Source organism: Paenibacillus sp. NEAU-GSW1 (genome assembly GCF_009737085.1).
Taxonomy (GTDB): Bacteria; Bacillota; Bacilli; order Paenibacillales; family Paenibacillaceae; genus Pristimantibacillus.
In genome coordinates this window covers 110,916-130,547 of the sequence record NZ_WOVL01000014.1, presented here as the reverse complement: position 1 = coordinate 130,547, position 19,632 = coordinate 110,916, and the positions used below count along the sequence as shown (strand labels likewise).

General features: G+C 50.0%; 18 protein-coding genes. 3 read left to right on the top strand and 15 right to left on the bottom strand.

Annotated elements, in window-relative coordinates:
- The 6 genes from GOM71_RS13180 to GOM71_RS13155 all read right to left on the bottom strand — a co-directional run.
- The coding region (locus tag GOM71_RS13180; RefSeq protein ID WP_173275575.1) for a transposase at positions 1-268 on the bottom strand (268 nt) is incomplete at its 3' end.
- 319 nt (positions 269-587) lie between these two features.
- A complete protein-coding gene (locus GOM71_RS13175; protein ID WP_216651751.1) occupies positions 588-1,937 on the bottom strand; it encodes a CorA family divalent cation transporter in 1,350 nt (449 codons plus the stop codon).
- Positions 1,938-2,004: 67 nt separating this feature from the next.
- On the bottom strand, positions 2,005-2,751 hold the full coding sequence (locus GOM71_RS13170; protein ID WP_156281762.1) for a CBS domain-containing protein: 747 nt from the start codon (positions 2,749-2,751) through the stop codon (positions 2,005-2,007).
- A 200-nt stretch (positions 2,752-2,951) separates the two neighbouring features.
- The gene (locus tag GOM71_RS13165; RefSeq protein WP_156281760.1) at positions 2,952-4,130 is read right to left on the bottom strand and encodes an oxalate decarboxylase family bicupin; all 1,179 of its coding nucleotides are present in this window, start codon (positions 4,128-4,130) and stop codon (positions 2,952-2,954) included.
- 64 nt (positions 4,131-4,194) lie between these two features.
- On the bottom strand, positions 4,195-5,325 hold the full coding sequence (locus GOM71_RS13160; protein ID WP_156281756.1) for a DNA alkylation repair protein: 1,131 nt from the start codon (positions 5,323-5,325) through the stop codon (positions 4,195-4,197).
- A 45-nt stretch (positions 5,326-5,370) separates the two neighbouring features.
- Positions 5,371-6,840: an MFS transporter gene (locus GOM71_RS13155; protein ID WP_156281754.1), complete on the bottom strand. Its 1,470-nt coding sequence runs from the start codon at positions 6,838-6,840 to the stop codon at positions 5,371-5,373.
- A 169-nt stretch (positions 6,841-7,009) separates the two neighbouring features.
- Between GOM71_RS13155 and GOM71_RS13150 the strand changes: the two genes are divergently transcribed.
- Positions 7,010-7,435: a MarR family winged helix-turn-helix transcriptional regulator gene (locus GOM71_RS13150; protein ID WP_367649591.1), complete on the top strand. Its 426-nt coding sequence runs from the start codon at positions 7,010-7,012 to the stop codon at positions 7,433-7,435.
- A 402-nt stretch (positions 7,436-7,837) separates the two neighbouring features.
- Here GOM71_RS13150 and GOM71_RS13145 read toward each other — a convergent pair whose 3' ends face one another.
- Positions 7,838-9,322, bottom strand: coding sequence for a DHA2 family efflux MFS transporter permease subunit (locus tag GOM71_RS13145; protein ID WP_156281750.1), 1,485 nt, complete (start codon positions 9,320-9,322; stop codon positions 7,838-7,840).
- Positions 9,323-9,616: 294 nt separating this feature from the next.
- Here GOM71_RS13145 and GOM71_RS13140 point away from each other — a divergent pair, with 294 nt between their 5' ends.
- Both GOM71_RS13140 and GOM71_RS13135 read left to right on the top strand, forming a co-directional pair.
- Positions 9,617-10,660, top strand: a complete 1,044-nt coding sequence (locus GOM71_RS13140) for a permease (RefSeq protein ID WP_367649590.1) — start codon at positions 9,617-9,619, stop codon at positions 10,658-10,660.
- 16 nt (positions 10,661-10,676) lie between these two features.
- Positions 10,677-11,627, top strand: a complete 951-nt coding sequence (locus tag GOM71_RS13135; protein ID WP_156281748.1) for a TIGR03943 family putative permease subunit — start codon at positions 10,677-10,679, stop codon at positions 11,625-11,627.
- A 203-nt stretch (positions 11,628-11,830) separates the two neighbouring features.
- Here GOM71_RS13135 and GOM71_RS13130 read toward each other — a convergent pair whose 3' ends face one another.
- The 8 genes from GOM71_RS13130 to GOM71_RS13095 form a co-directional block, all read right to left on the bottom strand.
- Positions 11,831-12,385 carry a flavodoxin family protein gene (locus GOM71_RS13130; RefSeq protein WP_156281746.1) on the bottom strand — a complete coding sequence of 185 codons (555 nt, stop codon included), beginning with the start codon at positions 12,383-12,385 and terminating at the stop codon, positions 11,831-11,833.
- A gap of 97 nt (positions 12,386-12,482) precedes the next feature.
- On the bottom strand, positions 12,483-14,156 hold the full coding sequence (locus GOM71_RS13125; RefSeq protein ID WP_156281744.1) for an ABC transporter substrate-binding protein: 1,674 nt from the start codon (positions 14,154-14,156) through the stop codon (positions 12,483-12,485).
- Between the two features lie 63 nt (positions 14,157-14,219).
- Entirely contained in the window at positions 14,220-15,140 is a 921-nt protein-coding gene (locus GOM71_RS13120) for an ABC transporter permease (RefSeq protein WP_156281742.1), read from the bottom strand.
- A gap of 11 nt (positions 15,141-15,151) precedes the next feature.
- The gene (locus tag GOM71_RS13115; RefSeq protein ID WP_156281740.1) at positions 15,152-16,105 is read right to left on the bottom strand and encodes an ABC transporter permease; all 954 of its coding nucleotides are present in this window, start codon (positions 16,103-16,105) and stop codon (positions 15,152-15,154) included.
- 21 nt (positions 16,106-16,126) lie between these two features.
- Positions 16,127-17,098 (bottom strand): ABC transporter ATP-binding protein, encoded by a 972-nt coding sequence (locus tag GOM71_RS13110; protein WP_156281738.1) that lies wholly within the window; start codon positions 17,096-17,098, stop codon positions 16,127-16,129.
- On the bottom strand, positions 17,095-18,105 hold the full coding sequence (locus tag GOM71_RS13105; protein ID WP_367649589.1) for an ABC transporter ATP-binding protein: 1,011 nt from the start codon (positions 18,103-18,105) through the stop codon (positions 17,095-17,097). Before GOM71_RS13105 ends, GOM71_RS13110 begins: the two co-directional genes overlap by 4 nt.
- A 32-nt stretch (positions 18,106-18,137) precedes the next feature.
- Positions 18,138-18,848, bottom strand: coding sequence for an amino acid ABC transporter permease (locus GOM71_RS13100; RefSeq protein WP_156281736.1), 711 nt, complete (start codon positions 18,846-18,848; stop codon positions 18,138-18,140).
- On the bottom strand, positions 18,845-19,621 hold the full coding sequence (locus tag GOM71_RS13095; protein WP_156281734.1) for an amino acid ABC transporter permease: 777 nt from the start codon (positions 19,619-19,621) through the stop codon (positions 18,845-18,847). The genes GOM71_RS13100 and GOM71_RS13095 overlap by 4 nt, the downstream gene beginning before the upstream one ends.
- Positions 19,622-19,632: the final 11 nt, after the last annotated feature.

Here is a 19,632-nt window from a genome sequence, read left to right as displayed (position 1 = left end):
CAAGCCACATGAACATGATGTTTTCACGAACCGCTTTCGCGATTTGGCGAGAAGAGTAAATGCGCTGTGTGTAGGCATAGATGATGACTTTCATGAGCATCTTGGGGTGATAGCTATCCCGGCCACCTCCGGGATAAGCTTTCGTGAAGAGATTCATATCTAAACGATTGACCGCATCGTTGATGACGCGAACGAGATGGTTTTCGGGGATATCTTCTTGCAAGTCCATTGGCAAGGACAGCTGATCCATGGTATATTCTTTGTACATAAAGAAGCCTCTCTTTCTAGAATGGTTGGTGGTACTTCTATTCTAACAAGGAGATGGCTTCTTTTTGTTTGTATTTTAAGCAATTAATTGACAGGTTAATGGCAAACGGAACATTTAAATGATTCTGGAGAAGCGTCAGCGTTCGTTTTTGTGAAGGGATCCCAACCTTACCTCGTTGATTCAAAGGAATCCCTGAGCAATGGCGATCGGAAGAACATTTAAATGAGCAGTTTACTGTTTAACCCAGATAAAAAAAGGGGTATCCCATCGTCATTTTAATGACTTATGGGACACCCCCTTTCCAACCCGCTTGCCCTGCTTATTTCCTTCGTTTTTGATATATAAAGTAGCCGGCAGCGGCAATCGCATATGCGCCAATCGTTGCGTATATTAAGTGCCTGCCCGTAAACTGACTGACAAAATAAAAGTTCATTCCGAAGAAACCGGTCAGCAGGCTAAGCGGCAATAAAGCGATCGAAACGATTGCCACAACGGTTTGAAACCGTTCGGATCGCCGTTTATCGATTTCCTCGCGCGCCAGCCTCTCTCTTGTCGCCGCAATTTCGATCATATTAGTCAACATATCCATCTCGAAATGCAGCTCCTGGATCAGATCGTCGATCTTCAGCGCCTCCCGCATCACGCCATAGAGCCTGTCTTGATGCGAAACGTTCGATACTTGCGTAAACGTTGAGCGAAGTTTGAACGCAATCAATTGGCTGTGGAAGTTGGTCACATTATTGATCTGCTCGAGCGGCTGTTTCATAAACTCGTCATACTCTCTGGAAAGCTCCGCAACGCGAATCGACAGGTTAAGCAACCCGTAACGCTGGTGCAGCGCCAATATGTACATATACAAATACCATTTTTCAATATTCTTCTTGTAATTGCCGGTGAAGAAAGCCTCTGTGCCCGGATCCTCGGATTTTTCAACGATATTTGCCATTCCCTCCAAGGCGACGCCCCAGTGGCTGTTTTGAAAAAGCGACAAGGAGGCTTGAGGCGATTCTTCTTTGCGCAAATAAGAATCTTTGAAAGAATGCTTTAAATAGAACAGGCTCTGTTCCCTCTGGCTTTCGCTAATCGCTTCATCCGGCCATACGGTAGAGAATACAAGCGCTTTGGAAGCTCTCTTGCCCTCGCCTTCGAAGAACGTTTTTGGCTGCAACGGAGCGAGAATTTGTTCCGCCCAGCCGCCCAAACTGAGCTCTTTCGTATCTTCTGGAGCCGGTCCGGTTTTAAAAGACAAGCTAATATCTCGCTGAACAAGCTTTTTCAAATAATAGTTGCCTCGAATGACTTTATTCATCGTTTCGCTAGTCAGCGTGCAAATCTTGATCGTCAAGAAACCGACCTGCGACTCGAATAAATATAAGGATATATCTTGCAGGAATAGCTTGATGACCGTTTCGCCCTTCACCTTTAATTCGAGAACGGTATTCGCGGTAGGCAGGCCAGTCTTCCTGCGGGAAGCGGGAGCTTTTAAGTCAAACCGCTGTCCAATCGCCTTATTCTCTTCGTTGACCGCACCGACCAAGTTATTGATATGATCGAAAAAATATTCTCTCCGCTCTTGGGCAACCGCTTCATATAACGCCGTCGCCTCGACATTCTGAATCGTCTTCCCCAGCTGCTCTGTAAATGCGAAAGGAACGATTAAATAGGTCATATGGTTTCTGAGTTGAATGTCCGCCTTCATCATACACTTGTTCTCCTCTAACCCTCATTGTGTGAAACTAATCAATTTTCACAAGATCCCAGGAAGTAATGATGCCTTCCGGCTTCTCATGCATGCCGCCCTTTTCCGTGACGATAACCGCGTCTATTTTGACGCCTTCCTTTTGTTTCTGCTTATACAAATCGTCAACCTCGAAAATATTCATTTTCTTGCTTACAAACACCACATTATGTGCCGCCTCGAACGGAAGCACTTCCTCCAGTGCCGAGTGGGTAAAGTCAACAAGGGGCCCGCTCTTAAGACGACCGGCAATCCAGCGGCTGAGCCCGTCTTCTGTTATAAGCGCCTGAAACGCTTTCTCTCGATAGACCGGAAAGCTGGTAAAGCCGTGCCTTTCGATTGCTTTAAAAACATCTTGAATCAGCGTGTCCGTTTGAAACGTGATGATGGGCTTTACAGCGATTGACATGACGCTTTTCGGTTTTTCAATTATTCGGCAAATCGACTCGATGCTATCGACAATTTCCGGGTGCGGCACAGCGATATAAAAGTCTTCTCTCGTATACTCGTGAACCATCGCATTGCGCAGCCTTGCATATTGACGCAGGTCCTGTCTGAAAACGCGAAGCATCGCATATCTGCTGCACGCTTCTTCAAGCATGCTTGTGAAAGCGTCGTTGCGGTAATCGGGAAGCAGCTCTCTCAGCTTCTGATGAATCCGATTAAACGCTATTTCAAATCGGTTGACCCGATCCGTCTGATCCTCCATTTGATCGATTGGTTCTGCCTTAGCGCGATCAAACATGTGCAAATCTCCTCCATCATGTGCAAGCTGCAAATTTTCGATTAACCAAGGAAATATTCTACTAAATTGGTTAAGGCTTCGTTACTAGGACAATCATACTATGAACGATAATCGTTTGCCTACTGCCTATGAAAAAGCAAAAAGCCTTGATAGGGAATCGGTTAGCGATTCTCTGACAAGGCTTGGAATTGGCCTTCCCTTTAAAACCCCGGATATTTGACAACCGGCCATTTCTCTTTGCGCAATGCATCCAACAGCTCCGGCCCGACTTGCAAATTGCTTGCGACAAGCTCGCGGGGCGTTAATGCCATCCATTGGTTTAAGGATATGTCGACGAACCGGTCGCTTTTGAACATTTCCAGAAACCAAACCGTTTCCGTACCGGTGTTTTGAATGTAGTGACCGTAAGCAAAAGGCACGTAGCCTACGTCTCCCGCCCGATAATCAAACGTTCGAGCGGCGCCGTTGCCGCCGAACACTGTCATTCGCGCTTGCCCGCAAAGATAATACTGCCATTCGTCGTTATTGGGATGCCAGTGCAGCTCCCGCATCGCTCCAGGCTGAATTTCTACAAGCGCCGCGGCAATCGTTTTCGATGCCGGAAAATTGCTGGAATCGGCAATTCGCACGCTGCCGCCCGGCGTTTTGATCGGCGGCTGAGCAAGCAGGCGATGCTTGAAACTAACCGGAATTTTGCCGTATGGCGAGTGTACCTCTTGACTTTCCAACGATCCCGGAACCTGATCCGGGTAAATATAGAGCTGATCGCGCGGTATGGTATTGAATGCTTCGACGGGAACGCCAAAATTAGCGGACAAAACTTCTTTTGGCGTATGGGCAAACCAATCCGAAATCGACAGCGTGTTCAGATCGGAGAAGCTGCCGTCGTCAAACACAAGCAGAAACTCACAGCCGTCCTCGAGCCCTTGAATCGAATGCGGAAGTCCTGCCGGAAAATACCACAGGTCGCCCGGCCCGACATCCGCTATAAAATTACGGCCATACGAATCGACCGATGTAATCCGCGCGCTGCCCCAAATCATATAGGCCCATTCCGCCTGCTGATGCCAATGAAGCTCTCGGACGCCTCCGGGGCGCAAGCTCATATTAACGCCGGCAAGCGTTGTGGCAATCGGCAGGTCGCGAACGGTAATCTCGCGCGACCATCCGCCGTGATTAAGCTGCATATGCGTATCCGAGAAGGACATTTTCATATTAGGTATCAAACCCGCGTCCGTCGCAGGAGGCACGAGCATGTCCGGATTCTCCCTGTCCCTCATCACATCGCGCGGACCGAAATCGGGACCTCCCGCTCCATCGCTGCGAATCGGCTGCGGAATCGGCTGCCCGCCCCCGTTATCGTGCCGTTTTTCGCTCATTTGAACGAGCCTCCCCGCACCCTGCATCTAGTCAATACGATTCATGTTATGCGGCTGTGCCTGTTCAATATGTACGGCGTGTTGACAACGATTCCTTTACGACGACAATCGTATGCGCAGCTTCCACGCCATTCACCGTGAGCGCAATTCGATGCTCGCCCGGGTAATGGCGGCGCGTCGACAAATCGGCGAACCGATGCATGCGGTTCGCGCGCAGGCGGACACCGCCATTTACCGTCTTGTCAGAAAGCAGAAACAGCTTGCGCGAGGTTTGACCGTTCGATTTGACAAAGTCCACTGCATATTCGATACGAATACGCAGCGGATCGCCTTCCCGCATGACTAATTCATAGGTCAGCTCGCAGCTTTCACCGATATGCAGCACGTTTGGTGCTGCGCTTATGGATGCCGAAACGAATAGCTTTCCTTCCGTTTCGTCAAGCTGCGAATATCCGAATAGCGACAGCGCGTCAGGGTCTGCCTTGCGGACCAGATTGCGGCAGCCGTGCCGAATGATCCAATCCGTATATTCATGCTTGCCGCTCCAAATTTTCGCTGTTTCCAGAACGAGCTGAGGATGATCCTTCGCGATATCATTTAAATTGTTCGCGACGCTTTTGCGCACATATAGCGAAGGGTCTGCTTTCAGTTTTTCAAGCACTGGCAAAATCGGCGCCGGATCGCGTTTAAACATCGGCAGCGATTGTCCCCAAGGCAGACGCGGCCGACAGCCTTCGCTGGCAAGACGCCGCACATGCTCATTCGGATGTTCAGCCCATTCCTCCATCCTCCGCATCATCTTCTCAGGCTCGCGAAGCAGGAACGCTCTTACCGCAAATTCTGCCGAAGACTTCGAAGTAAACCGTTCCAGCGCTGTCATCGACTGTTCCCAATGCTCATCGGCTTGTCCATGCACCTCGACGAAATCAGGGAAAAACAAATACGGAAAGCCAACGCACACTTCGTCTATGGCATATAACACATGCAGCGCATCCCCATAGCGGGAAGGCAAATAAGAACCTAACGCAACCGCAATTTTACGAATTCGCTCTTTTAAAGTCAGCCCCTCCCAGGTGCTGTCCATCGTTGCCGACACAAAAGCCGCCTCGTCAAATGCCGGATAAACGCGATGCACCTTTGCAGCAAATTCACGCATAAACGGTTCATGATACATATCTTTCAAAGGTTCTGCCATCGCTTCGAATCTCCTCTGCTTTCAACTCATGTTAACTTCTAATGATTATACCTCCGAAGCTGAACGCTTCATATTTTTTCCTTGTACCATGCGCCATCCCGTCAACAGGGCCGCTGCCAGACAAATGAACGCTGAAGTGAGAAAAACGGCATGCATTCCCGACAGGAATAGTTCCGGCCGTCCTGGAATCAAGCTCGTAACCCGATACCCCGCCTCTCTGCTCATCACTTGAAACAGTATCGTTGTAGCTGCCGTTATGCCAAACACCATGCCTACATTTCGGATCAGCGAGCTGACACTCCCTGCAGAGCCCAGCTGCGTTCGCGGCACTTGCGACATAATGAGCGAGTTGTTTGGCGAAGAGAACAGGCCGCTTCCGATGCCAAGCAGCGCAATCCATAGACTTGCCAAGATTGCGCCGCTGCCTTCATGCAATTGGCTTAAGCCAAACTGGGCAACAACCATAACGCTCAAACCCGACAAAGTCAGCGATTCCGAACCGATTTTATCCGAAAGCGCGCCGCTGATCGGTGCAACAACGACCATACAGATCGGAAACATCATTAACAGGAAGCCCGATGCGAACGGCGAAAGATTCAGCACGTTCTGCGCATAGAAAGGCGCGATAATATTGAAGCTGAAGTTCGCTGTGAAGAACAGGAACGCAGTTATAATACTAATAGAGAACAAAGGATTTTTAAACAGGCTAAGCTGGATGAGCGGTTCCTTCCCTTTTGCTTCCACAAACAGAAACAGCATAAAGGATAGTGCAGCCGCAGCAAGTGAAACAATAATCCAGCTGTTGTCGTACCCTGCTTGCTGGCCGAGCAGCAAGCCCGCGAATAACGTAACGATAAATATCGCAAACAGCGATGTGCCAGGCATGTCAATCCCCTTTTTCACTCGTACGAGATCCTTCGGCAACACCTTCCACCCGAGAATGACAGCGATAATGCCGATTGGCACGTTTGCCCAAAAAATATATTTCCAACCTAGCGTCGACAAAATCAATCCGCCGATGCTCGGTCCCGCAATGCTGCCTAGCGATACGAATGTTCCGACAAGGCCAATCGCCTTGCCTCGTTCATATGCCGGAAAAATATCGGTTACAATGCCTTGGCTGTTCGCCATCGTCATCGAAGCGCCAATCGCTTGAATGACCCGGAACGCGATTAGGTAAGGAAGCGAATCGCTCATTAATCCGCACAACAGCGAACCGATAATAAATATGACAGTTCCGAGCTTAAATATCCGGATTTTGCCGACAATGTCGCCGAGCTTGCCGAAGAGCAGTATTGCCGCGCAAATGGCCATCAGATAGCTTGTTGTAACCCACTGAATTTGCGCAACAGGCACGCCAAGCTCCTTCGCGAGCACCGGCAGCGCAATATTGACGATACTGCCGTCCAGTGTCGCCATAAACGTAAATAGATTTAGAACGATAAGGATGATCCAGCGTTGCTTCTGGATCGCTGTATCCTCTTGATAAGTGCGAAATGCGGGATTAGCGTTCATAAGTCCCCTCCGAGCTGTTATATTCTGCATCTAGTTGCATACGCAACTAAATTGTACAGTTAGTGTACTGCAATTTAGTTGCGTATGCAACAAGTTTGCGATACGATATTTTACAACCAGTATCATCTCCCTTAATTTGCAACTTCATTGTCGAAGGAGTGCTTTATTTGTGAAGAAAGAACCAGTTGGAAAGCTGATTTCCTATATACACAGACAAAATTTGAAACGGCTTACGAAAGCGTTCGCTCCTTACGGCATCGGTAGCGGAGGACAACATAGCTTTCTGATCACCATTTTGCTTAACCCTGGAATCACGCAAGACTACTTGACCCATGAACTCAAATTCGATAAAGCCACGACTGCGCGCTCTATCAAACTGCTTGAGCAAAACGGTTATATCCATCGCCGTCCCGATCCTGATGACGGCCGCTCGCATCTGCTGTATCCGACTGCCAAGGCGACGCACTTTCATCCGATACTGTCACAAATTCTAACTGATTCAAACCGCGAACTGACGCAGAACTTAACTTCTGACGAAGCCGACCAGCTTGTCTATTTGCTGCAAAAGCTCAAGTCCGATCCTGAATCCGACTAATTGCCGCATTGCCGTTCTGCGTAAATGATGTCATCCAACAAGGGAGCCTTGGCAAACTTCGCTTCCATTTGAATGTCCAAAATAAAAAGGGGCGCCCAAAAGTCCTTAATGACTTTTGGAACAGCCCCCCCTACCCTGGTTTCTCCGATGAAATAACGCTGCGTGACAGCGTTATTTCATCAACTATGCGCTCATACGATCAAATAACACGGTGAGACAGCGTTATTATTCGAGAAGCGGCACTTTCACTGCTTATTCTGATGTAATAAAACTGTATGACAGCGCTATTTCCTTCATTCTGTCCCCATTCGGTCCAATAACGCTGTCTGGCAGCGCTATTCCCTCAATTGTGCGCCATGTTGCGCGGCAACAGGCTGTTGCAATTCAAATTGCTGCGCTCTGTTAACCGAGCATAGCGCTCTCGCTTTTCGCTTGTTGACTTGCCTCATCAGCTCCAGCGGAATGCACTTTCACGCGGCGCAGTGTCATGCCCAGAATCAGACCCGCTAATGCAACAACAGATAATACGAGATACGTATCGTGAAAAGCGGCAGTCATGGCCTCAGGCATAGGATTCATACCGTCCGCGATATGATTCGATGTCCGATTGGCGATTATGGTTGTCAGACCGGCTACTGATAATGAAATAATTACTTGCTGCGCTGCGCTCGTAAGAGACGTCACTCTGCTCACCAAGTTTGCTGGAGCAGACTGGACTAGAAACGTATTGATCGGCAAATAAGACAAGCCCATTCCCGATCCGATTAGAACGCGAGGCAGGAAGAACATCCAGATGTTGTCCGTCGCATCTATTCGCGAAACAAGAAATGCTCCTGCGGCTACGAGAGAAAGGCCAATGATAACGAGCGGCCTGGCTCCGATACGGTCATAAAGCCTGCCGCCAATCGGCATAAACGTAGCGGCGGCGAGTGCGTGAGGCAGCGTCCATAAACCGGCTTCGAAGGCGCTCATCCCCATCAGTTTCTGCATAAAGTACGGAATCATGAAAATAAGTCCGAACATAACAAATTGAAGCACCCATTGCACAAAGATTCCTCTTGTGAAAGGCATTGATTTAAACACTCTGAGCTCCAGCAGCGGCTCTTTCTTCCTTGTAAGCTCAACAATGACAAACAAGATCAGGGCAACAGCTCCCGCTGTCAATCCGATTACGGTCCGAGCAGAAGTCCAGCTTTCGCCTCCTTCTGTAATGCCGTACGACAATCCCGCAAAGGCGATTGGGCCGAGTACAATCCCCCAAAAATCAAGTGAAACGGATGATTTCTTTGGAAAACGCGGCAGAAGAAGCCAGCATAGTACAACTCCAATGACTCCGATTGGCAAATTAATCAGAAAGATCCATTGCCAGTTGACATAGTCAACCAAATACCCGGCTACAATCGGACCAAAAGCCGGCGCAAGCAAAATCGGTATGCCCATCATGCCAATAATGCTTCCTGCTTTTTCCGGAGGGCTTAAGCGAAATGTCATCGCAAATGCGATTGGAACGACCATTCCCCCACCCAACCCTTGCAGCACGCGGAAGGCTATTAATTGTTCTACCGATGCCGAAAGCGCGCATAATATTGACCCGAAAATAAATAAAATGAGTGAAATATTCAGAACCGGCTTCGCCCCGTATTTGTCTGACAACCATCCCGCAAGCGGAATGACCGCAGCTTGGGCTAAAGTGTACCCGGTAATTGTCCATTGAACGACGGACAGCGATTTGCCGAAATCTTTAACTAGAACGGGAAGAGCAACGTTTACTGCGGTTGTGTCAAGGATGACCATGAATAAAGCGACAATAATGGCGATTAGCGGACCGATCAGCTCACGAATTGATGCTGCTGGCTTAAAACTTTCTTCTCTCGAAATCGTTGACATTGGGGTTAGTCCCCTCCTCGCTTGCTTTTATCACAAGTGATTGTAACTCTTCTGGATAAAATTAGCAATACGACCAGATGATTAGTAGTATTCTGTTATCAGAGTACGTTATTGTAAACGCTTCATCTTTACATTTTGTTAGCATTATAAAAATAGATACCAGCAGCAGCAACATTTGTTTTTGAGCCAACGCATCCAAGCATTGACAGATTCCTTTACCGGTGTATATGATGTTTATATGTAATCATTACGATTATACAGCATTACCCAAATTTCATTGACCGGGAGGATTCGATGCTGCGTTCCTTTCTTTATCGCCACGGATTAAATGCCATGTTCGTGTTCCTCTTTGCCTCTGCGCTGCTCATCGTATTTTATCCAGAATCCATAAAACAGCTTATCGGCCTTTCATGGCCTGCATTTCAATCCTTTGCCGCTTTCAAAACGATATTTCTCGGCATTCTGCTCGAAACGTTACCCTTTCTGCTGCTTGGAGTCGTCGTATCATCGGCGATGCAATTGTTCGTGTCAGAGTCTTTTATACGCAAAATCATTCCCCGGCATCCGCTCCTCGGAGTACCGTTCGCTTGCCTGCTCGGATTTTTATTTCCGGTATGCGAATGCGGACTTATTCCGATCGTCAGGCGTTTACTTGCAAAAGGCATGCCTCTCTATATCGGGATCATATTTATTTTGGTCGGGCCGATCGTCAATCCCGTCGTACTGGCTGCAACCTACACCGCGTTCCGCAGCCGTCCGGAGCTAATCTACTCCAGAATGGGACTGGCCTTGCTTGTCGGAGTGACAATTGGACTTCTCGTCTATTTTTTCATCAAAGAAGACGTGCTCAAACCTGCTTCACAGGACGGCGATTCCTTCCCTCATTCCGGTCATCAGCATAACCATGACCATCGTCATGACGGAGCGGGAAAGTTCGTTGCCTTTGCAGAGCATGCGGGCAATGAATTTTTCGATATGGGGAAATACGTGATGATCGGGTCCGTATTGACAGCAGCCATCCAATCGCTAATGCCAAGAAGCAGCCTGACGGATATTGCGCAAACCGAAATCAGTTCCAGTCTCTTTATGATGGGCTTCGCCTACATCCTGTCTATCTGCTCAACGTCCGACGCTTTCGTTGCCTCGTCGTTCGCTTCGTTGTTCCCGGCCAGCTCCTTGCTCGCTTTTCTCGTATTCGGTCCGATGCTGGACTTTAAAAGCACGCTCATGCTGCTGTCTGTTTTCAAGAAACGATTCGTACTTCAATTGTCTCTTATGATTTTCGCAGCCGTTTTTACAGGCGCATTCGTTGTTGGCCATTATATCAAGACGCTGTAAGAGGAGGGTCATACCGATGCAAAATAAAGCCGTGCTGTTCCATTACTTGTTTCGTTCCGCTATTCTGGCATGCCTATCCTTTTTCATTGTAGGGCTGGTTCAACAAGGCCGGCTTTCCTATTACATTGCTCCGCGCACAGAGCTTTACGTGAAGCTGGCAGCGCTAGGATTGTTTTTTCTTGCCGTTTGTCTGGCCTACATCGCGATTCAAAATGTTTACAGCCAAGCAGCGGCCTGCGGATGCAAGCATCCCCCTCCCTCTTCCATAGGAAAAAGCATTCTCTTATACAGCTTGTTTGTATTCCCGCTTCTTCTCGGCTTCTTCACGCCCGACACCTTGCTTGGCAGCAACATTAGCGCTTTGAAAGGCGTTAACTTAAACATTGGCGGCAATACAAGCCCCTCGGTTCCGATTACGATTACGATTGACAGCAAGCCGCCTTCTGCTCAGAAGAACTCGGAAGAGCCGGAAGAAGCTGAGGCAGCAACGGATACAGATCCGCTTTCCGCCCTTTTTCCTCACGATGAATATACCGAATTGCACGCAAAGCTTGGAAAAAAACTATATTCACAAAATATAATTGCCGTGAACGACATCGGCTTTATGGAAACGTTAACGACGCTAGACATTTATCGCAACAATTTCATCGGAAAAACGATTCAAATCAGCGGATTCGTCTATCAGGAGGAAGATATGAAGCCCGGACAATTCATCGTATCCCGTCTAGCGATGCAATGCTGCTCCGCAGATACGGAACCCTACGGTATTCTCGCCGTTACGAATGACGGGACGGCGCTTGCCGAGGATACATGGGTGCGAGTTACTGGCGTTTTGGGCGAAACGATGTACCGCGACAATAAAATTATGGAGCTTAGTGTTCAACATATCGAAACGATTCCCGCGCCTGAGTCCGCCTATGTATATCCCGATGATGCTTATTTTGAACAATTGTTAACCGATAGCTAAAGCTTATGCGGCGGCAAAGCGCACGTGGGTTGAAATAACGCTGTGCCGCAGCGTTATTGTGATGAAAATGCGCTCTGGAGCTCGATTAACGCTAGGCCGCAGCGTAAATCACAAAATTGTACAGTCCTATCAAGTATAAAAAGCTTACCGTCACGATCAACGGTAAGCTTTTTATACTGTCTCCTTTAAATGCTTAGACTGCATCAAGAAAGCGTACGACTCTCGATACCCCATTGCTGCCGAACGGCTTCCACCGCAGCCAAAGCAACGGTATCCTGCAAAATGTCACCCGGCTTGTTGCCTTTTCCGATAATGTAGCCCGCATATGCGGTTCCGGTATATTCAAATATATACTGAAACTGTTGAACCAACGGCAGCCCTTTCAAGTGAGGCTCATCGTCGCCGACAGCCAGCACCCAAGCAGTCTTCGCCGCAAGGTTAGCAAGAAACGGCTCCTTATTTTCACGCAGCGATTGCGACCACCGGTCAATGAAATTTTTCGTCAAGCCGGACGGCCCATACCAATAGATCGGCGTCGTAAATACGAGTACGTCCTGAGCCAACACCCGCTCCAGCACCGTACGATAGTCATCGTTCGGGTACGGCCGCTTCTCGGAATGCCGATAGTCGACAATCGGCTCAATCCGATAATCAGCCAAATAAATATGATCGGTCTCGAACCCTTCTACTAGCAATTGGGCTAATTGATCGGTGTTTCCGTTTTTGCGGGAGCTTCCGTGTATTACTGCAATCCCCATACCATCGCCGCCTCATAGTTTAATTATTGAGAATGAATACAAGAGGCTAGACCGCCTCCGCCTCCTGCCTCCTGCATCCTTTATTAAAAGTTCAAGCCTACTTCACGACCAAATCCCATTCGTTCACGTTATTAAACGTGCCGAGATTAAGCGGCTTGCCTACGAGAACGTCCTTCGAAACGACCTGCAGCCTTTTCTCCGAATAGACCGCCAGAGTTGGAACCTCGTCATGCAAAATCGCCTGCAGCTCATTGTAAATTTCGTGGCGCTTCGCTTCGTCAATTTCCTGTTCGCCTTGTTTGATCAGCTCGTCAACGCGCGGATTGTTGTACCGCGTAACGCTTTCCGGGTCGTCGCTCTTGTAAGACGTGAAGTAAAGGCTTGGCTCGATATAGTAGTCCCTTGTAAAAATCGTAATGTCATGCTCGCCTTTTTCCACTTTATCGATCAGAGTCGGGAAATCGTATTTTTGCACATCCACCTTGATGCCTACGGCTTCCAGGTTTTGTACGAGAATGTCAGCAGCCTGCTCGCGCACTTTGTTGCCTACCGGAATAATAAACGTCACTTTGCGGCCAGCATCCCAGCCCGCTTCCTTCAGCAATTGCTTCGACAGCTCCGGATCGTACGCATAAGGCTCGATATCCTTATTAAAGTACGGATGCGAGCTCGGCACGCCGCCGTCGATAATTTCGGCCTGCCCTTTGAGCAGCTGCTCCACAATAAGCGGGCGGTTCAACGCGTGCGCGATCGCTTGACGGACTCTTTTATCCGGCAGCTTCTCGATATTGAAGAACAGTTCAGCCGGCTCCGAAGCCGATGCTGAAGAAACCGTAACGTTGTCAAACCCTTTCACTTTGTCATAATCGGTAATCGGCACGAGTCCGACCGGCAACGAATTCAAATGCACTTCGCCGGTTTGAAGCTGGGCGACCAAATTGGCTGCCGGAAGCACTTTAATAAAAATCGTATCGATCTTCGGCACAGGCAAATAGTAATTTTCGTTTTTTACAACTTCCACGTATTGGCCTTGCTCGAATTTTTTATATTTGTAAGCGCCGATCGTTACGGTTGGCTCTTGGAAATATTTATTCGTAGATGCCTCGGCCGGGTCCAGCCCTTTCAAAATATGCTCCGGCACAAAGTTAACCTTTACGCCAAACCGTTCATTGAATACAAGGGGGTCGATCGGCGTCTTCGTTTTAATCTCGAACGTATTGGCGTCGATAATGTGAAGACCGGAAATTTCGGTTACCCCTTCATCCAGCTTGCCGAAATCGTTTAATCCTTCAATGAAATTGAGCTGGAAAGAGGTCTCCACCTTCGGATGAAGCGCCAGCTTCAACGTGAACGCGACATCTGCAGTTGTAAACGGCGTGCCGTCGTTCCACTTGGCGCTAGGCTTAAGCTTAATCTTATACGTCTGCTTATCCGTCGTCTCAATCGATTCAGCCAGCTTCGGCACAAATTGCGCCGATTCCGTAACGTCCAGAAGAGCGTCATTTAACAGATTAATAGGAGCTAGGGAAGCCGAGCTGCCTTGCGTATTGATTTGATTCAGCGTTACGGGCGCATTGACGATGCCGATCGTCAGCGTTTTGGGAGATGGAGCCGGCGCTGCGGAAGCCTCCTGCGTTGCTTTCGGCTGCTCTGTCGGATCTGCGGATGGCGCGGCGGCCTGCTTGTTGCCGGCATCGCTGCATGCAGACAGCATTAATGTAAAGATAAGCAGAATAAAGCCAAACGTTATTTTCCGTTTATTTCGATTCATTTGCATTCGCTCCCTTGAATAATAAATTTAGCAGGTATCCTTTCAGTCAATGCCTGCTCAAGTTCAATGCTTGGCGTCAAAAGCATCGCGAAGCCCATCGCCTACAAAATTAATCGCCAGTACGATCAGCAAAATAACGGCGCCGGCCGGCAGCCATAGCCAAGGCTGATCGGTCAATACGGTCAGCGACTGGGCGTCATGCAGCATATTGCCAAGGCTTGCTTGCGGCGATGCTACTCCCATGCCCAGGAAGCTTAGCCCCGCTTCACTCAAAATGGTACCGGCTACGCCGAACGTCGCATTGACGATAATCGGTCCGAGCGCGTTCGGAACAATGTGCTTCGCTAATATGCGGGGGGTACTGTAGCCGAGCGCAATGGCAGCTTTCGCGTAATCCATTTCTTTGATCGACAGCACGCTTCCCCGGATCAGCAAGGCGACAGTCGGCCACTTGAACAAGGCGAGCACAAGCACAATCGTCGTTACGTTTGCGCCCAGCAGGCTGACGATGATGAGCACGATCATCATGTACGGAAAACTTAGAAAGATATCGGTGATCCTCATCAGCAGCATATCAATCCATTTCCCGTAGTAACCGGCGAGCATGCCGACTAGAGCGCCAAATGCAACATAAATCGCCACTGTCGAAAAGCCGATAATTAACGAAATTCGCGTACCATGAATGACTCTGCTCAGCACATCCCTGCCGACCTGATCCGTCCCTAGCCAAAGTGAAGCTGATGGTGCAGCGCCGAATACGTCGGTAACCTCATTCGGAGCATAGGGCGCAAGCCACGGAGCGATTAATCCTGCGGCGAGCAGCAGCAGCGTCGTCGCTAGAGCCCATAACGGCAGCTTGCGGCGGGCGAATTTACGCCAGATTTGCTTGGCATGGCTCTCGATTTTCGCTTGCGGCTGCCCTTGCTCCCATTCACCGCCTTGGACGTAAGTCTCTTGCCCAATGATCGTATCTGCCTGGGGCATGCTCTCCCCTCCTATGCACTGTATTTAATACGCGGGTCCGCCGCCGCATAGAGAATATCCATGAGCATAGTGGTCATCAGAACGACGCAAGCGGCAACCAGATTCAAGCCCATTAAGGTCGGATAGTCCCTCGCCAGTATCGCTTCCATCGTCAATTGCCCGATTCCCGGCCATTGAAACACTTGCTCGATAATGATGCTTCCGCCCAGCAGAAGCGGGATCTCCGTCCCGACAATCGTAATAATCGGGATTAACGCATTGCGCAGCGCATGCTTATACGTGACAACATGTCGTTTTAGCCCCTTAGCCCTGGCCGTCCGCAAATAATCATGCTGCAGCACATCCAGCATGCTCGCCCGAACATACCTCACCTTCTTGCCCGCAATCGTTACGCCTAGCACCGTCACCGGAAGAATGAGATGCCGGATAACGTCTGCTGCTCCTCCGTTTCCGCCTAGCGTGGACATGCCTCCGGTAGGCAGCCATTTCAACTCGATGCCGGCAATGTAAATCAAGCCGAGACCGAGAAAAAACGGCGGAATCGACGTACCGAGAAAAGAAAGCCCCGTCAGCGCATAATCCAGCTTCGAGTTCTGATGAATCGCGCTAATAACCCCGGCTGGAATAGCGATCAGCAATCCGACCGCAAGCGCCAGCGAGGCAAGCAGCAGCGTCGGCCCGATTCGTTCGCCGATCATATGAGCGACGGGAGCATAGGTGCTGTAGGAATAGCCGAGGTCCCCCTGCAGCAGACCAAGCAGCCACTTTCCATACTGGATATACAGCGGATCGTTAAGTCCCAGCAGTTCCTTTCTCAGATCCAGCATTTCTTTCGGGATATTCGGATTGATCATCATATCGACCGGGTTGCCCGGGGCCATGTTCATCAGGAGAAAGCTCAATACCGTAATGCCGAAAAAGACCGGAATCGCGATAATCAGCCTCCGTAAAATGAAGCGGCTCATGAAACCCTCCTTTTCCCGCTTTTAATCCAGCGGATAATGACATGCGGCTGCATGCAAGCCTTCCGTTAATTGAGGCTCTTCCTTGCGGCATCTTTCCTGAGCAAAAGGACACCTCGTATGAAAGCGGCAGCCGTCCGGCGGATTGGCGGGACTTGGCACATCGCCGTGAACGATGAGCTTTTTCTCTGCGCGAAGCGTCGGATCAGGCGGAGGATATGCGTTCAGCAGCAGCCTCGTATACGGATGCTTCGGTTTGCGCAGCAATGCTTCGGAAGGCGCAATCTCCACGATTTTGCCTAAATACATAACTGCAATGCGGCTGCTGATCTGCTTGACCGCTCCCATGCCGTGTGAAATGAACAAATAAGTCAGCTTCAGCTCATCCTGAAGGTCCTGAAGCAGACCGATAATTTGCGCTTGTATTGATACGTCGAGCGCAGATACAGGCTCATCGCATACGATCAGCTTCGGCCGGAAAGCGATCGCCCTGGCGATGCCGATTCGCTGCCGCTGTCCTCCGGAAAATTCATGCGGCAGCCGCTGGCCGGCCGAACGCGGCAGCCCGACCAAATGAAGCAGTCGTTCAACCTCGCGCTGAACCTCGCTGCGACTGACACGTTTATGTACGATAAGCGGTTCCGCCAGCGCGTCGTAAATGCGAAGCTTCGGGTTCAAAGAGGCATATGGATCTTGAAAAATGATTTGCATGTTAGACCGTACTCGCCGAAGCTTTCGCTGGGAGTGGTCTGTAATGTCCTCATCCTGAAACAGAATGCGTCCCTCTTGCGCTTTCTCCAGCCTTAGAATCGTCCGGCCAATCGTTGATTTGCCGCAGCCCGACTCGCCGACCAGCCCGACGGTTTCTCCTTCATGAAGCGTGAAGCTGACGCCGTCCACGGCCTTAACACTTCCCGATGACCGCGAGAAAATACCGCTTCGCGTCGGATAGTAAGTTTTAAGCCGTTCAACCCGAAGCAAAGGCTGCTGCGTCATACGCTAACCTCCTCCTTACGGACCGCTATGGAAGCGCCAATATCGCCGGCCAGCCAACATCGAACCCGTTGGCCGTCTCCTGCAGCTTCCAGTTCCGGCTGCTCTTTCCTGCACCGATCCACCGCATACGTGCAGCGGGGGTGAAAGCGGCAGCCTGCAGGCATTTCATGCGGCGAGGGCACCGCTCCTGGAATGGCAGGCAATCGCTCGCGCTTCCATTCGTCAAGAAGCGGAACGGATTTCAACAATCCTTGCGTATAGGGGTGCTTCGGCGCTCGGAATAACGCGAATACGTCGCCTTCCTCTACAACTTGCCCCGCATACATAACAAGCACTTGATCCGCCATTTGGGCGACAACTCCCAAATCATGAGTGACAAGCAAAATCGCAGCTCCGCTCTCCGCCTGCAACTCCTTCATCAGGTCCAAAATTTGCGCCTGTATCGTCACATCAAGAGCCGTCGTAGGCTCATCTGCAATGAGCAGTTTTGGGCCGCAAGCCAGCGCCATCGCGATCATGACCCGCTGGCGCATGCCTCCCGACAAAGCATGCGGATATTCTTTAACGATCGCTTCCGGCCGAGGGATGCCCGCTTTCTTCAGCATGCCGACCGTTAGCTCTCTCGCTTCCTTGCGTGTCTTTCCCAAATGCAGCCGAATCGCTTCTTCGATCTGCTCGCCGATCGGCAGGACCGGATTCAGCGAAGTCATCGGCTCTTGAAAAATCATCGCGATCTCGCTGCCTCTCAGCTTTCGAAGCTGTTCCTCGGAAAGCTCGCTCAACACGGTTTCCTCAAATCGGATTTGTCCATGCGTGACAGCCCCGTTCGCTCCTAGCAATCCTATAATGGACAGGGAGGTTACGCTTTTTCCGCAGCCCGACTCTCCTACAATCGCGACCGTGCGCCCGGAATCGATTTTAAAGCTTACATCGTCTACCGCGATCAGCCCGTTTCCGCCGCTCCGAAAGGCAATTCGCAGTCTTTCGATTTCCAACAACGATCCCACTCGTTCACCCGCTTCCTGTTCGCCGCGGTCTCTTAAGAGACGCCGCCTCGGCTATGCACTTGCATCCGTTTCTCCATCACGGAAGCCAGCCGTTCGATTACGATCGTAAGTCCCCAATACAAAATCGCAGCCGCTATGTAGGATTCAAGAAACTTCCAATTCGCTGAAGCTACGATCTGAGACTTGGCATTCATATCGACTACCGATACGGTGAATGCCAGCGTCGATCCGTGCAGCATGCTGATCGTACTGTTCGATAAATTCGGCAAAACGATAGCGAATGCTTGCGGGAATACGATTCTGAGCATCGCTTGCCTCGTCGTCATCCCGATCGAGTACGCCGCCTCCAGTTGCCCCTTGTTTACCGCCAGCAAGCCTGCCCGAACCACTTCCGACAAATAAGCGCCGGCTGTAATGGAGAACGCCGTATAAGCAAAGCCAATCATCGGAATGGACACCGAGTTGAATGACCACCCGTATCGTGAAGATAAACTGTCGAGCACGAATGATAGGCCGAAGTAGATAAGCAGCAAATGGGTAAGCATCGGCGTGCCTCGAATGAAGGTGACATAAGCATTAGCCGCTCTGTGCAGCACCGGCACCTTGTAAATTCGGATTAACGCGACAGCCGTTCCGATAACCAAACCGCAAAGCATAGATACAGCGGTAATCGCTAGCGTTGTCGGGATAGCGGACAGCAGCATCGTCAGCGCAGTCCATATAAAGGTCGGATCGAGCCTCATTGCCCCGTCTCCTCCTTTCGAATCGCCGCGTCAAGGCGGAATTTCGACGCACGCCTGCGCGGAGCTTTACGGACCGCTGTTGTTACCGACTCTCCCCACATCAGTCTTCGTTCAATGAAGGCAAACAGCTTTTGAAGCCCGTAGCTCAACAAGAAATAAATAAGTGTAAGCGCGATATAAATTTCCACGAACTGCTGTGTGAGAGCGCCGACTGTCCGAGCTTTGCCCGTAATATCCATAATGCCGACCGAGAACGCTAAGGAAGTATCCTTTAGATTGCCGGTAACAACATTGGCAAAGACTGGGATAGAGATCGCCAGCGCCTGAGGCAGCACGATCCGGACAAAAGCCTGATAGCTGTTCATCCCGATCGCATACGCCGCTTCCACTTGCCCGCGGTCGACAGCCTCCACCGCGCCTCTGATTACTTCCGAGATGTAGGCTCCGCTGTGCAGAGCATACGTTAAAATAACGAAATAAATGGCTGATGTCCGCGAGGCGTCAATCTGAAACAGTTTTAAAAACTCAGGCACGCCATAATAGAATAGAAAAAGCTGAATGAGAATCGGCGTGCCTCTGAAAAAGGATACATAGATTTGCGACAGCTGCTTGAGCAATGGAATGCGATAGAGCCGCGGCAAGGCGACAATGAGTCCGATGAACAATCCGATTAGAATGGAACCGCCAACGATCAGCAAAGTCATTCGAAGGAACGGAAGCAGTTGTATGATATAACCGAATATGGCGGTAGGATCAAACGCTTGTTGCCCCATTAATTGCTCCG